The 13,542-nt window shown below is 66.9% G+C and carries 14 protein-coding genes; 8 read left to right on the forward strand and 6 right to left on the reverse strand.

Annotated elements, in window-relative coordinates:
• Window positions 1–9: 9 nt before the first annotated feature.
• From K6L26_RS01115 to pknB, 5 genes are read left to right on the forward strand one after another with little or no spacing between them, the layout of a single operon-like run.
• Window positions 10–1,530, forward strand: coding sequence for a PP2C family protein-serine/threonine phosphatase (locus K6L26_RS01115; RefSeq protein ID WP_076210592.1), 1,521 nt, complete (start codon window positions 10–12; stop codon window positions 1,528–1,530).
• Complete coding sequence (locus K6L26_RS01120; protein WP_076210594.1) at window positions 1,527–2,942, forward strand: FtsW/RodA/SpoVE family cell cycle protein; 1,416 nt, start codon at window positions 1,527–1,529, stop codon at window positions 2,940–2,942. Before K6L26_RS01115 ends, K6L26_RS01120 begins: the two co-directional genes overlap by 4 nt.
• Window positions 2,939–4,414 carry a D,D-transpeptidase PbpA gene (pbpA, locus tag K6L26_RS01125; protein ID WP_221852457.1) on the forward strand — a complete coding sequence of 492 codons (1,476 nt, stop codon included), beginning with the start codon at window positions 2,939–2,941 and terminating at the stop codon, window positions 4,412–4,414. Before K6L26_RS01120 ends, pbpA begins: the two co-directional genes overlap by 4 nt.
• Complete coding sequence (locus K6L26_RS01130) at window positions 4,411–5,688, forward strand: protein kinase domain-containing protein (protein ID WP_036390696.1); 1,278 nt, start codon at window positions 4,411–4,413, stop codon at window positions 5,686–5,688. The genes pbpA and K6L26_RS01130 overlap by 4 nt, the downstream gene beginning before the upstream one ends.
• Window positions 5,685–7,556 carry a Stk1 family PASTA domain-containing Ser/Thr kinase gene (pknB, locus tag K6L26_RS01135; protein WP_043368319.1) on the forward strand — a complete coding sequence of 624 codons (1,872 nt, stop codon included), beginning with the start codon at window positions 5,685–5,687 and terminating at the stop codon, window positions 7,554–7,556. The genes K6L26_RS01130 and pknB overlap by 4 nt, the downstream gene beginning before the upstream one ends.
• Here pknB and K6L26_RS01140 read toward each other — a convergent pair.
• Both K6L26_RS01140 and K6L26_RS01145 read right to left on the reverse strand, forming a co-directional pair.
• Window positions 7,534–8,208, reverse strand: coding sequence for an aminodeoxychorismate/anthranilate synthase component II (locus tag K6L26_RS01140; RefSeq protein WP_064894887.1), 675 nt, complete (start codon window positions 8,206–8,208; stop codon window positions 7,534–7,536). The genes pknB and K6L26_RS01140 overlap by 23 nt on opposite strands.
• Before the next feature lie 31 nt (window positions 8,209–8,239).
• Window positions 8,240–8,989, reverse strand: coding sequence for a DUF881 domain-containing protein (locus K6L26_RS01145; RefSeq protein ID WP_019345052.1), 750 nt, complete (start codon window positions 8,987–8,989; stop codon window positions 8,240–8,242).
• A 94-nt stretch (window positions 8,990–9,083) separates the two neighbouring features.
• Between K6L26_RS01145 and crgA the strand changes: the two genes are divergently transcribed.
• Together crgA and K6L26_RS01155 are read left to right on the forward strand one after the other, a co-directional pair.
• A complete protein-coding gene (gene crgA, locus K6L26_RS01150; protein WP_019345051.1) occupies window positions 9,084–9,368 on the forward strand; it encodes a cell division protein CrgA in 285 nt (94 codons plus the stop codon).
• A gap of 155 nt (window positions 9,369–9,523) precedes the next feature.
• Window positions 9,524–9,940: a PH domain-containing protein gene (locus K6L26_RS01155; RefSeq protein WP_036390700.1), complete on the forward strand. Its 417-nt coding sequence runs from the start codon at window positions 9,524–9,526 to the stop codon at window positions 9,938–9,940.
• A gap of 77 nt (window positions 9,941–10,017) precedes the next feature.
• Here the strand turns inward: K6L26_RS01155 and K6L26_RS01160 are convergent, their stop codons facing one another.
• On the reverse strand, window positions 10,018–10,545 hold the full coding sequence (locus K6L26_RS01160; RefSeq protein WP_019345049.1) for a peptidylprolyl isomerase: 528 nt from the start codon (window positions 10,543–10,545) through the stop codon (window positions 10,018–10,020).
• Between the two features lie 147 nt (window positions 10,546–10,692).
• On the opposite strand from K6L26_RS01160, the gene cwsA reads away from it, so the two are divergent.
• The gene (gene cwsA / locus K6L26_RS01165; RefSeq protein ID WP_221852458.1) at window positions 10,693–11,094 is read left to right on the forward strand and encodes a cell wall synthesis protein CwsA; all 402 of its coding nucleotides are present in this window, start codon (window positions 10,693–10,695) and stop codon (window positions 11,092–11,094) included.
• Between the two features lie 15 nt (window positions 11,095–11,109).
• Here the strand turns inward: cwsA and K6L26_RS31585 are convergent, their stop codons facing one another.
• From K6L26_RS31585 to K6L26_RS01180, 3 genes are all read right to left on the reverse strand, one after another.
• Window positions 11,110–11,352, reverse strand: a complete 243-nt coding sequence (locus K6L26_RS31585) for a hypothetical protein (protein WP_435405355.1) — start codon at window positions 11,350–11,352, stop codon at window positions 11,110–11,112.
• A gap of 544 nt (window positions 11,353–11,896) precedes the next feature.
• On the reverse strand, window positions 11,897–12,238 hold the full coding sequence (locus tag K6L26_RS01175; RefSeq protein WP_221852462.1) for a hypothetical protein: 342 nt from the start codon (window positions 12,236–12,238) through the stop codon (window positions 11,897–11,899).
• Window positions 12,239–12,256: 18 nt separating this feature from the next.
• The gene (locus K6L26_RS01180; protein ID WP_221852464.1) at window positions 12,257–13,354 is read right to left on the reverse strand and encodes an ImmA/IrrE family metallo-endopeptidase; all 1,098 of its coding nucleotides are present in this window, start codon (window positions 13,352–13,354) and stop codon (window positions 12,257–12,259) included.
• Window positions 13,355–13,542: the final 188 nt, after the last annotated feature.

The raw sequence follows: 13,542 nt of genomic DNA on the forward strand, positions 1-13,542 counted from the left end.
AGACACACTATGACCCTCGTTCTCCGATACGCCGCGCGCAGTGATCGCGGGCTGGTTCGCGCCAACAATGAGGACTCGGTGTACGCCGGGGCACGGCTGCTGGCGCTCGCCGACGGCATGGGTGGCCATGCCGCGGGCGAAGTGGCCTCACAGCTGGTCATTGCGGCGCTGGCCCATCTCGACGACGACGAGCCCGGCGGCGATCTGCTCAGCAAGCTCAACACCGCGGTCGGGCAGGGCAATTCCGCGATCGCGGCCCACGTGGAGGCCGACCCCGAACTCGAAGGCATGGGCACGACGCTCACCGCGATCCTGTTCGCCGGCAACCGGCTGGGCCTGGTCCACATCGGCGATTCGCGTGGCTACCTGCTGCGTGACGGTGAGCTGACCCAGATCACCAAGGACGACACCTTCGTCCAGACGCTGGTCGACGAAGGCCGCATCACCGCCGAGGAGGCCCACAGCCATCCGCAGCGGTCGCTGATCATGCGGGCTCTGACCGGCCACGAGGTCGAGCCGACCTTGATCATGCGGGAAGCCAAGGCCGGCGATCGTTACCTGCTGTGCTCGGACGGTCTGTCCGATCCGGTCAGCCACGAGACCATCCACGAGGCCCTGCAGATCGAGGACGTCGCCGAAAGCGCCGACCGGCTCATCGAGCTGGCGCTGCGCGGCGGCGGCCCCGACAACGTGACCGTGGTGGTCGCCGACGTCGTCGACTACGACTACGGGCAGACGCAGCCGATCCTGGCCGGCGCGGTATCCGGGGACGACGACCAGAGCGCACCGCCGGATACGGCCGCCGGGCGGGCCTCGGCGTTCAACCCCCGCCGCAACGAGCCCAAACGGGTGATCCCCCAGCCCGCCGAGCCGGATCGCCGGCCACGGTCGCGCCGCCGCATCCTCATCGCCGCAATACTGCTGTTGCTGGTGATCATCGGCGGGCTGGCCATCGGCCGCGAGATCATCCGCAACAACTATTACGTCGCAGAACACGAGGGCACCGTCTCGATCATGCGCGGGGTCCAGGGCACGTTTCTGGGCATCTCGCTGCAGGAGCCCTATCGCCTGGGCTGTCTCAACGCCCGCAACGAACTGTCGCTGATCAGCGCCGACCAGGACCGCAGCGCACTGGGCTGCCGCCTGATGGCCGTCGACGACATGCGCCCGTCGGCACGCGCCTCGGTCCGGGCCGGCCTGCCCGGCGGAACCCAGGACGAAGCCATCCAGCAGATCAACGACCTGGCCCGCGGCTCGGTCCTTCCCGTCTGCGCACCGCGCACCGCGCCCACGACCTCCAAGCCCGCGCCGGCACCCAGTCCCTCGCCGTCACCGTCGCCGTCACCTGGAGCCAGCCCCGCGCCGGCACCCGGCGCCGAGCCGCCGGCCCCCGAGACTCCCGCACCCGAATCACCGGCTCCCGGTTCCCCCGTCGTCCCGGCTCCCGTCTTACCGACCCCGTCGCCGACAGTCACCGCACTGCCTCCCCCACCACCCGAACCGGGGATGAACTGCCGAGCTGTGTCATGACGACTCAACCCCAGTCGCCGGTTACCGTCATGCCGCCGCTACCCAATCGGCGCAACGCGGAACTGCTGCTTCTGGGGTTTGCGGCCTTCATCACCACGGTGGCGCTACTGATCGTCGAGGCCAACCAGGAACAGGGCCTGAGCTGGGATCTGATCCGCTACGTCATCGCGTTCATCGCGCTGATGGGCGCCGCGCACCTGGCCGTGCGCCGGTTCGCGCCCTACGCCGACCCGCTGCTGCTGCCGGTCGCGGCGCTGCTGAACGGTCTGGGCCTGGTGATGATCCACCGGCTCGACCTCGCCAAGGGTGAGACGGCCTCCGACGGGCTCGGCGGCACCGCCAACCAGCAGATGATGTGGACACTGGTGGGTGTCATCGGATTCTCCATCGTGGTGGCCCTGCTGACCGATCACCGCATGCTCGCCCGCTACGGGTACATCTGCGCACTGACCGGCCTTGTGCTGCTTGTGATTCCGGCGTTGTTGCCGGCGAGGTATTCCGAGCAGTACGGCGCCAAGATCTGGATCCAGTTTCCCGGCTTCTCGATTCAGCCCGCTGAGTTCTCCAAGATTCTGCTGCTCATCTTCTTCGCCGCGGTGCTGGTAGCCAAGCGTGACCTGTTCACCAGTGCGGGTAAGCATTTCCTCGGCCTCGACCTGCCTCGGCCTCGCGACCTAGCTCCCCTGCTGTTGGCCTGGGCCGCCTCGGTGGGCGTGATGGTCTTCGAAAAGGATTTGGGCACTTCACTTCTGCTGTACGCGTCGTTTCTGGTGCTGGTTTACGTAGCCACCGAGCGACTCAGCTGGGTGCTCATCGGGCTGGGCCTGTTCGCCGCGGGAAGCATTGTGGCGTACCAGGTTTTCGGCCATGTTCGGGTGCGGGTGGAAACCTGGCTGGACCCGTTCGCCGACCCTGACGGGGCCGGCTACCAGATGGTGCAGTCGCTGTTCAGCTTCGCCACCGGCGGCATCTTCGGCACCGGCCTGGGCAACGGACAGCCCGGGACCGTGCCCGCCGCGGCCACCGATTTCATCATCGCCGCGATCGGCGAAGAACTCGGATTGGTCGGGCTGGCAGGCGTTCTCATGCTCTACACGATCCTGATCATCCGCGGCATGCGCACCGCGATCGCCGTGCGCGACAGCTTCGGCAAGCTCCTGGCCGCCGGGCTGGCCTCGACGCTGGCCATCCAGCTGTTCATCGTCGTCGGCGGCGTCACCAAGCTGATCCCGTTGACCGGCCTGACCACGCCGTGGATGTCCTACGGCGGCTCCTCGCTGTTGGCCAACTACATCCTGCTGGCCATCCTGGTGCGCATCTCGCACGCCGCACGCCGGCCGATCACCACCACCCCGGCGCCGAACCCCACGCCGATCGCCGCGGCCAGCACCGAGGTGATCGAGAAGGTATGAACACCTCCCTGCGCCGGGTTGCAGTCACGATCATGGTGCTGATCGTGCTGTTGTTGGCGAACGCCACGATCACCCAGGTCTTCACCGCCGACGGGTTGCGCGCCGATCCGCGCAATCAGCGGGTCCTGCTCGACGAGTACTCGCGCCAGCGAGGCCAGATCACCGCGGGCGGTCAGCTGCTGGCCTATTCGGAGGCCACCGAAGGCCGGTTCCGGTTCCTGCGCACCTACCCCGACCCGGAGGTCTACGCCCCGGTGACCGGGTTCTACTCGCTCGGGTACTCCAGCACCGGGTTGGAACGGGCCGAGGACGCGATCCTCAACGGCTCCGACGAACGGCTGTTCGGCCGGCGGCTGGCCGATTTCTTCACCGGGCGTGATCCGCGCGGCGGCAACGTCGACACCACGATCAAGCCGCAGGTGCAGGAGGCCGCCTGGGACGCCCTGCAGCACGGCTGTGACGGCCCGTGCAAGGGCTCGGTGGTGGCCCTGGAGCCGTCGACGGGCAAGATCCTGGCCATGGCGTCGTCTCCGTCGTACGACCCCAACCGACTCGCCACCCACGACCTGAACGCTCAGAGCGAGGCCTGGCAGCAGCTGCGCGACGACGAGCAGTCCCCGCTGCTCAACCGCGCCATCTCCGAGACCTACCCGCCGGGCTCGACGTTCAAGGTGATCACCACCGCGGCGGCCTTGCAGTCCGGCAGCACCCCCGACACCCAGCTGACGGCGGCGCCGCGGATCGCGCTGCCCGACAGCACCGCCACGCTGGAGAACTTCGGTGGGGCCTCCTGCGGCCCCGGCCCCACAGCCACCCTGCGCGAGGCGTTCGCCAAATCGTGCAACACCGCGTTCGTCGAACTGGGCATCAAGACCGGGGCCGACAAACTCAAGTCCGCCGCCCAGGCGTTCGGTCTGGACTCGCCGCCGCCGACGATCCCGCTGCAGGTGGCCGAATCCACCACGGGGCCGATCGCCGACGCGGCCGCCCTGGGGATGTCCAGCATCGGGCAACGCGATGTCGCGCTGACCCCGCTGCAGAACGCGCACGTGGCCGCCACCATCGCTAATGACGGCATCGCCATGCGCCCGTATCTTGTGGATAGCCTAAAAGGACCCGACCTGACCACCATCGCCACCACTGCGCCCGCCCAAGAGCGCCGGGCGGTGTCACCCCAGGTCGCAGCTACACTTACGGACTTGATGGTCGCCGCCGAGCAGGTGACTCAGCAGAAGGGAGCCATCGCCGGCGTGCAGATCGCTTCGAAGACCGGTACGGCAGAGCACGGGACGGATCCCCGTAATACTCCGCCGCATGCCTGGTACATCGCATTCGCACCGGCCTCCGACCCGAAGGTCGCGGTCTCGGTGTTGATCGAGGACGGCGGGGACCGGTTGTCGGCCACCGGCGGCGCACTTGCCGCCCCGATCGGACGCGCCACGATTGCGGCGGCGCTACGGGAGGATTCATGAGTCCCCGGGTTGGAGTCACGCTGTCCGGGCGGTACCGGCTGCAGCGCCTGATCGCCACCGGCGGCATGGGTCAGGTCTGGGAGGCCGTCGACTCACGGCTGGGCCGACGCGTCGCGGTCAAGGTGCTCAAGGCCGAGTTCTCCACCGATGCCGAGTTCGTCGAGCGGTTCCGTGCCGAGGCCCGCACCGTGGCGATGCTCAACCACCCCGGCATCGCCAGCGTGTACGACTATGGCGAGACCGAGCTGGACGGGGAGGGACGCACGGCCTATCTGGTGATGGAGTTGATCAACGGCGAGCCGTTGAACTCTGTGCTCAAGCGCACCGGCCGGCTGTCGCTGCGTCATGCCTTGGACATGCTCGAGCAGACCGGCCGCGCCCTGCAGGTGGCCCATACCGCGGGCCTGGTCCACCGTGACGTCAAACCGGGCAACATCCTGATCACCCCGACCGGTCAGGTGAAGCTGACCGACTTCGGTATCGCCAAGGCCGTCGACGCCGCCCCGGTCACCCAGACCGGCATGGTGATGGGCACCGCCCAGTACATCGCGCCCGAGCAGGCCCTCGGCCATGACGCCACCGCCGCCAGCGACGTGTATTCACTGGGAGTCGTTGGCTACGAATCGGTTTCGGGTAAGCGCCCGTTCACTGGTGACGGTGCGTTGACGGTGGCGATGAAGCACATCAAGGAGACGCCGCCGCCCCTGCCCGCCGATCTGCCGCCCAATGTCCGCGAGCTGATCGAGATCACCCTGGTGAAGAACCCGGGGATGCGCTACAAGTCGGGTGGCCCGTTCGCCGACGCGGTCGCCGCGGTGCGCTCCGGACGCCGTCCTCCGCGTCCCAATCAGGCGCCGACACTGGGCCGGGCCGCGCCGGCTGCGGTGCCGTCGGCCGCCCAGGCCCGCGCCGCAGCCGACCTGTCCGGTCGCACTCCGGTGACCGCCACCCGGGCCCGGCCGACAGCAGCTGCGCACCGACCTGTGCAGCCCGCCCGGCGCACGTTCTCGTCGGGTCAGCGGGCCCTGCTGTGGGCCGCCGGGGTACTCGGCGCGCTGGCTATCGTGATCGCGATCCTGATCGTGCTCAATGCGCAGGACCGCAAGGATCAGCAGCAGTCACCACCGCCCACGGTCACCGACACGGTGACCCAGACGACGCCCTACCAGACCCCGGCAGCGTTGCCGAACCTGGCATTCCACGTGATCATGCCCCGAGACGCCGGGATCGACCCTCCGGCCATATCAGCGGCACCGGAACAGATACTGCGATGACGACGCCTCAGCACCTCTCTGACCGATATGAACTCGGTGAAATTCTCGGCTTCGGTGGTATGTCCGAAGTTCATCTGGCGCGCGACACACGCCTGCACCGTGATGTCGCGGTCAAGGTGCTGCGCGCCGATCTTGCCCGTGACCCCAGCTTCTACTTGCGTTTCCGCCGCGAGGCACAGAACGCGGCGGCGCTGAACCATCCCGCCATCGTGGCGGTGTACGACACCGGCGAGGCGGAGACACCCAACGGACCGCTGCCCTACATCGTCATGGAGTACGTCGACGGTGTGACGCTGCGCGACATCGTGCACAGCGAAGGCCCGATCCCGCCGCGGCGGGCCATCGAGATCATCGCCGACGCGTGCCAGGCGCTCAATTTCAGCCATCAGCACGGCATCGTGCACCGCGACGTCAAGCCGGCCAACATCATGATCAGCAAGAACAACGCTGTGAAGGTGATGGACTTCGGCATCGCGCGGGCCCTGGCCGATACCGGCAACAGCGTCACGCAGACGGCCGCGGTGATCGGCACCGCGCAGTACCTGTCACCCGAGCAGGCTCGCGGTGAGACGGTCGACGCCCGCTCCGACGTGTACTCGCTGGGCTGCGTGTTGTACGAGATCCTCACGGGGGAGCCACCTTTCATCGGTGATTCCCCTGTCGCGGTGGCCTATCAGCATGTCCGCGAGGATCCGATTCCGCCGTCGCACCGGCATACCGGCATCTCGCCGGAGCTCGACGCCGTGGTGCTCAAGGCCTTGGCCAAGAACCCGGACAACCGCTACCAGACGGCGGCCGAGATGCGCACCGATCTGATCCGGGTGCACAGCGGTGAGGCCCCGGAGGCGCCCAAGGTGCTCACCGACGCCGAGCGGACGTCGATGATGAATTCCGGTCCGATGCTGGCCCAGGGCGGCGGTGCCCCCACCCAGAACATGGTCGTGCCCCGGCCGGCCGACCGTAATACGTCGGTGGCCCGGTGGTTGATCGCCGTCGCGGTGCTGGCGGTGCTGACCGTCGTGGTCACGGTGGCGATCAACATGATCGGCGGCAACCCCCGCGACGTGCAGGTGCCCGATGTGAGCGGCCAGCGGTCCGCGGATGCCGTTGCCGCCCTGCAGAACCGGGGCTTCAAGACCCGCACAGAGCCCCAGACCGACAACAAGGTGCCCCCGGGTGTGGTGATCGGCACCGACCCGGCGGCCAACAGCATGCTCGCCGCCGGAGACGAGATCACCGTCAACGTCTCGCAGGGACCCCAGCAGGCCCAGATCCCCGACGTCGCCGGCCTGACCCCGTCACAGGCCCGGCAGAAGCTCAAGGACGCCGGCTTCGAGAAGGTCAAGGAAACGCCGAGTCCGTCGACACCCGAGCAGAAGGGGCGTGTGCTCGCGACGAACCCGCCGGCCAATCAGACCGCCGGCATCATCTACGAGGTCACGCTCGTGGTCGGTTCAGGTCCCGAGAACACCGCCGTTCCCGACTGCGGCGGCCAGAGTGTCGACGTGTGCAAGCAGATCCTGACCGCATCCGGTTTCGCCAGCACCGTCGTCATCGAGGTCGACAACACCGCTCCCGCCGGACAGGTGGTGGCCACCGAACCGGCCGCCGGCGCCTCGGTGCCCAAGGACACCCCGGTTCAGATCCACGTCTCGAAGGGCAATCAGTTCGTGATGCCCAACCTGGTCGGCCAGTTCTGGGACGACGTCTACCCGCGGCTGACCGCCCTCGGCTGGACCGGTGTGCTGGACAAGGGCCCGGATGTGCGCGACAGCGGTCAGCGCACCAACGCCGTGGTCACCCAGAGCCCGCCGGCGGGCACCGGGGTGAACCGCGACGCACGGATCACGCTGAGCTTCGCGTCGTAGCCGCCGCTACGGCGCGAGCCACCTCCGCTTCGAGGGCGGCCACCAGAGCTTCCTCGGGGGCCGCACCGCAGACGCCGAGCCAGTTGGCCAGCATCCGATGGCCACCCTCGGTGAGGATCGACTCCGGGTGGAACTGCACACCGTGAATCGGCAGCTCCCGGTGCCGCACTGCCATGATGACCCCGCCGTCGGTCTGCCCGATGACCTCGAGCTCATCGGGCACCGTCTCGGGAAGGATCGTCAACGAGTGGTACCGGGTCGCGGTGAACGGGTCCGGCAGACCCTTGAGCACCCCGGTGTCCGCGTGGTGCACGACGCTCGTCTTGCCGTGCAGTAGTTCGGGCGCGCGGTCGACGGTGCCGCCGAAGGCGACGCCGATCGCCTGGTGACCGAGGCAGACCCCGAGTAGGGGAGTGCCGGCCGCCGCGCAGGCGCGCACCAGGGGGATGGTGGCTCCGGCCCGTTCCGGGGTGCCGGGACCGGGACTCAGCAGTACGCCGTCGAAGTCAGCTGCCACCTTGGCGAGGTCGGCTTCGGTGGCCAGGCGGTCATCGTCGTTACGCCACACCTGCGCGTCGACCCCGAGCTGGCCCAGATACTGGACCAGGTTGAACACGAAGCTGTCATAGTTGTCGACGACCAGAACCTGCATTGACATAGGCTACCGGCCCTGACGAACGGGTTTAATAGCCGACAGGGCCCGCTGGTTTCGCGTAGCGCATCCGCAGCGGCTCGGTATGCCCGGTCAGTTCGACCTCGGCCCGCGGTTCTTCCAGGTATCCCAAGCCGAACCGCACCACGTATTGCTTGTAGAGGGTGACGTTGGGGGCGGCCGCCAGCGCGGCCTGCATGGCGGACGCGTCGCCGATCGCGGTGATCACATACGGCGGGCTGTAGGTACGGCCGTTGAGCAGCAGCGTGTTACCGACACAGCGGGGAGCTGAGGTGGCGATGATGCGCTGGTCCTGCATTTGGATGCCTTCGGCGCCGGCGCTCCACAGTGCATTCAAGACGGCCTGAATGTCCTGCTGGTGCACCACGAGGTCGTCAGGGGAGGCGTCGCGGGGAAAGCGGCCCTCGGCGTCGCGCTGGGCGTCATTGAGCGTGACAACCAGTCCGGGTCCTCGCATCGGGACCGTGCCCGCGTCGACGGCGAGCTCGGCAGAGCGGCGGGTGATCGCCCCGAGGGCCGCGTGTGAGCCGGGGGAGCCGCCGTGATGGCTGTCGATCTCGGTCGACAGCGAATCCCGTTCGGCGGTCAGCCGGTCTACCGATTGCTGGGCCTCGCGGACCAGGTCGACGAGGCGGGGGGCGTCGCTGCGGCGAATTTCGTCACCGCCGGAGACCCCGTGGGTTGCGGCCAGGAGCAAGCCGGCGGCCAGGCAGACGGCCGGGACGCCGAAACGCCACGGGGATCGATCCGGTTGGTCCATCGCAGTCTCTCCTGGACGTGCAGCTACGTTAGGCTCGTGAGGCATCCTGCCTCATCGTCGCACCGTGTGACGCCGACTGTCCGCGAAGGTACCCATGCCCAAGTCCAAAGTCCGTAAGAAGAACGATTTCACCATCAAGTCGGTGAGCCGGACCCCGGTCAAGGTGAAAGCCGGACCGTCGAGTGTGTGGTTCGTCGCGCTGTTCATCGGCCTCATGTTGTTCGGCCTGTTGTGGCTGCTGGTCTTCCAGCTCGCCGCGACCAACCCGGTGGACACTCCGTCCTTCCTTCAGTGGATGGCTGACCTGGGTCCGTGGAACTACGCGATTGCCTTTGCCTTCATGATCACCGGGCTGTTGCTCACGATGCGCTGGCGATAAGCCGAGGCGCCTTCATAATGAATTCATCTTACGTTTTCAGCGTTACCGGTTCAGCAACCTTGGCGATGCTCAATCACATCGTTGTGATTCATCCCCATTGGGGATAGCACCTGTGGATAACTCCATTAGTCGCGGTAAGAGGGTGTGAACAACCCGTGCAGCAAACTCATTGGGGGCCATCGGCCGCTGGAGTCGCTGGTTGCGGCATAGCCGGGCTTATGATGGCTATCGCAGCTGTGACCCTGATCACAGACCCGCCCGGACGTGTTCTTGCCGGCATTGCTGGCGTGGGATTGCTCACCTTCGCAACATTGTCGTGGCGGGCACGGCCGAAACTGGCAATTAACCAAGACAGTCTCACCGTCGCCGGGTGGTGGCGTACCCGGACATATCGCCGCAATGAGATCCGGAAAGTCCGCATCACCGAGTTCCGTCGGATCGCCCGCAAGGTCCGCCTACTGGAGATCGACACCGTCGACGACCGCCTGGTGGTCTTCACGCGCTGGGATCTCGGAACGGACCCGCTCGACGTCTTGGACGCGCTCACAGAGGCCGGTTTCGCGGCCCCGTGATGAATCAGACCCCACACAACACGCGACGCCCCCGACTCCGGGGGCGTCGCGCATTGGTACGTGCGGGGTAGGACCCGTTATGACACGGTGACCGATTCGATGACGACCGGATCGGTCGGCCGGTCGGAGCGGTCGGTCGGGGTGGACGCGATGGCGTCGACGACCTTCTGGGACTCCGGATCCACAACCTCGCCGAAGATCGTGTGGCGGCGGTTGAGGTGCGGGGTCTGGCCGACCGTGATGAAGAACTGGGAGCCGTTGGTGCCCGGCCCGGCGTTGGCCATGGCCAGCAGGTAGGGCTTGTCGAACTGAAGCTCGGGGTGGAACTCGTCGGCGAACTGGAAGCCCGGGCCGCCGCGACCGGTGCCGGTCGGGTCGCCGCCCTGGATCATGAAGCCGTCGATCACCCGGTGGAAGATGACGCCGTCGTAGAACGGACCGGAGGTTCCGCCCGAGGCATTCTCGGTGCTGTAGTCCTTGGTGCCCTGCGCCAAGCCGACGAAGTTGGCCACGGTCTTGGGAGCGTGGTTTCCGAACAGTGCGATCTTGATGTCGCCGCGGTTGGTGTGCAGTGTCGCCGTCGCGGTCTGAATGGGGCTCGTCACGGCTACTCAGTCTGCCATCCCGGCCGCCGGCGACGGTCAGATACCCCACCAACGCCCCCAGACTCCCGCGGAGATGGCAATGTGGATCTCAGCCGACACACTTCGGCCGCAGCTCACTTCCGCCGCCCGTGCCCAGAAAGGTGCCAGATGACCGCGAACATCGAGACCCGGTTGGCCCCCCGTCAGCGCCTAGCCCGCGGCTTGAAATACAGCACGGTGGGCCCCGTCGACGTAACTCGCGGCGTGGTTGGCATCAGCGCCAATACCGTGTCCGCGGCAGCGGCCGGGCTGCGCAAGCGCTACGAGTCGGGCAAGCTGCGCCGTCAGCTCGCCGCAGCCGCCCAAACGGTGGCGGCACTGCCCGAGGTACTGCAGGAGGCGGCCGCCGCGCCGCAGGCCAAGCCGCGACGCCGGCGCCGGCTGCTTCTGGCCGGTGCCGCCGCGGCAACCCTGGCCGGTGGAGCGCTGGCATTTTCGATCGTGCGACGGTCCACCCGGCCCGAGCCGTCACCGCTGCCGCCGAGCGTGGAAGTCAGCCCGAAGCCCTAGGGCAGTCCGTGGCGGCTACCCGTCTCCGTCCGGGGCCGGCACGTCAGCGCCGCCGTTTTCCTCCGGATCGTCACCGGCACCGTGATTCGGGTTGGTGCAGATCGTCCCTTCACACGGCACGTCGGAACCGTCCCCATTCGGGTTGGGCATCACCGCGCCGCCGTTTTCCTCCGGATCGTCACCGGCACCGTGATTCGGGTTGGTGCAGATCGTGCCCTCACACGGAACCATCGAGCCGTCGCCATTGGGGTTGGGCATCATCGGCACCGTCGATGTGGCGGGCGCACCCGGCGCCGCCGGTGTGTGGGGTGCGGCCGGCGCGTGGCTCGATGAGGTGACCGGGGCCTGGCTCGACGGCGCCTGTTCATCGCTGTTGGTACCACAGGCAGCACTGCAGAATACGAGTGCTGCGGCGAGAGGTACTACCTTGTGCAAACACTTCATGTGAGGCGACGGTAGCAATTGACGCCCGTGTTCTCCGGAGTTTGCCGACGGCAACTCCGAAACGCTTGTCGGGCAAGATGGTTCACGTCAACGATCAGTGACTGAACGGAGTTGTGGAGCCTAGGAGATTCGATATCTCTAGGTGGTGCAAAGGTATCCACGACATACACGACGACTGCTGGTTCGGAGCGCAAGCGCCTGTCGTGAACGAGTTATCTACAGCTGATCCGTGACGACGGCGGCCTGCGTCATTGGTGCGCGCCAGCGAGGATGCGAAGTACTCGCCGTTGTCGACGCCGACTGGGTCAACGATCACATTCGACGGCTCCACGAGGGCGAGGCAATGTAACCAGAGCGATCAGGTCTGGACGTTCTCCGAGGCCGCCGCGCTGCTCGGCGTGGTCAGGCCGAGCTCGTGAGCACGTTGCCAGGCTGCGGCTAGATTGGCTGCCCGGCTGTCGGCGGACACCTCGCACAGGAACTGGCTGCATTCTTTCTTGTTGATCTGCCACCGTAGTTCGGCGTATAGACGCAGGTAGCGGCGTCGGAGGATCACTCGCCCGAGGGCACCGCAGTCCTGGATGACGCGACAAGCTCGACCACCTGCGGCCTGGTCTTGTTCGAGTGCTTGGGATTGTTTGGTCCAGTAGGGGTGGACCCGCCACTGGGTGTCGCGGACGGGAGTCTTGTTCCAGCCCACGTTCGAACCTCGGCGTCTTTACACCATGGTGAGGTGTCGGGTGACGGGTTGATCGCTGGCGGTGCGAAATAGGTCAGCGCGTTGTGTGCTTGTGAGCAGGGTGATTTCGTCGAGTTCGGCGTTGGTGTATCCGGCCGCCAGGAGTTGTTCGAGCACTGAGCTGGTGAGTTTGGGTTGTTCGGCGGCGACGCCGGCCCGGTTCCCGTACATGCGGCCGGTCTCGTTGAGTAGCCGGAACATGGATCGGTACTGATAGTCGGAGAGGATGCCGCGTTCGCGGGCACGCATGACCAGTGACGACACGCTCACACCCCAGGTCAGGCGCAGCTCGTCGAGTTCGTGGACGGTGCGAATGGAGACCCGGTCCAGGTCGAACGCGATGTCATCGATGGGCGCCAGGAATTCGGCGGCGAAGGCGGTGGCTCGGCGTTCGGTCTCTGTTGGGCTGACCAGGGTCATCGCGTCCATCACGAGGTGGCCGAGTTCGTGGGCGAGGGTCATCCGCATGCGGTCGGGAGGCAGGGCTGCGTTGACGTACACCAGATGCGGATGGTGCTGGTTTGCCCGCAGGGTTACGGCGTCGATCTCGCGGTCGGCGAAGTCTTCGAGGATAACGAAAACTCCTGCGGCTTCCAGTAATTCGGCCATGGAACGGATCGGGCCGGCCACCCGCCAGAGGCGCCGCAGTACCTGCGCGGCGGTGATTTCGCCGTGCTCGGCGGCGTAGTCAGCGGGGTCGAGTTCGGGGAGCGCGAGCAGAGGTTCGATGTCCGCACGCGCTTCGATGCGCCCGAGCCGCATCGCGATGAGGTTCGCTCGCGCCCACACGCGGTCACGTTTCCACTCCGCGGTGCTGGCATTGGCGCGGAAGTGGGTGCCTTCGGCCGGCGACCGGGTGAACGGGACGCACAACGCCTCGGGTGGGCACTGCAGGACTCGCGCGTAATCGAGCAGGGCTTTCCCGGCCAGAGGCAGGACACCGGATTCGACCTTGCTTACGTGTGACGCCGATACACCGACCTGGTCGGCCAACTTCTTCTTCGACCATCCGCAGGCGAGTCTGGTCAGCTGCACCATCACGTTGTTCGCCTCAGCGTAGGGCTCCGGTGCCGTCACAGATCAACTCCCCATCCGTCTCGGTGCTCGTGTCTGGACACTAACCCTCCGTCGAGCCGGAGCTCTGCAGAAACACCGTGTGATCTGCGTCTTTCTCGATTCTGTGGCTGTCCGGCCTGCGACAAGAGTGGCTGGTGTGACTCAGAACTCACCGTAGCGGTGATCTCGCCACCGATATGCACGTGTGC

It is taken from the genome of Mycobacterium farcinogenes (assembly GCF_019739075.1).
GTDB lineage: Bacteria > Actinomycetota > Actinomycetes > Mycobacteriales > Mycobacteriaceae > Mycobacterium > Mycobacterium senegalense.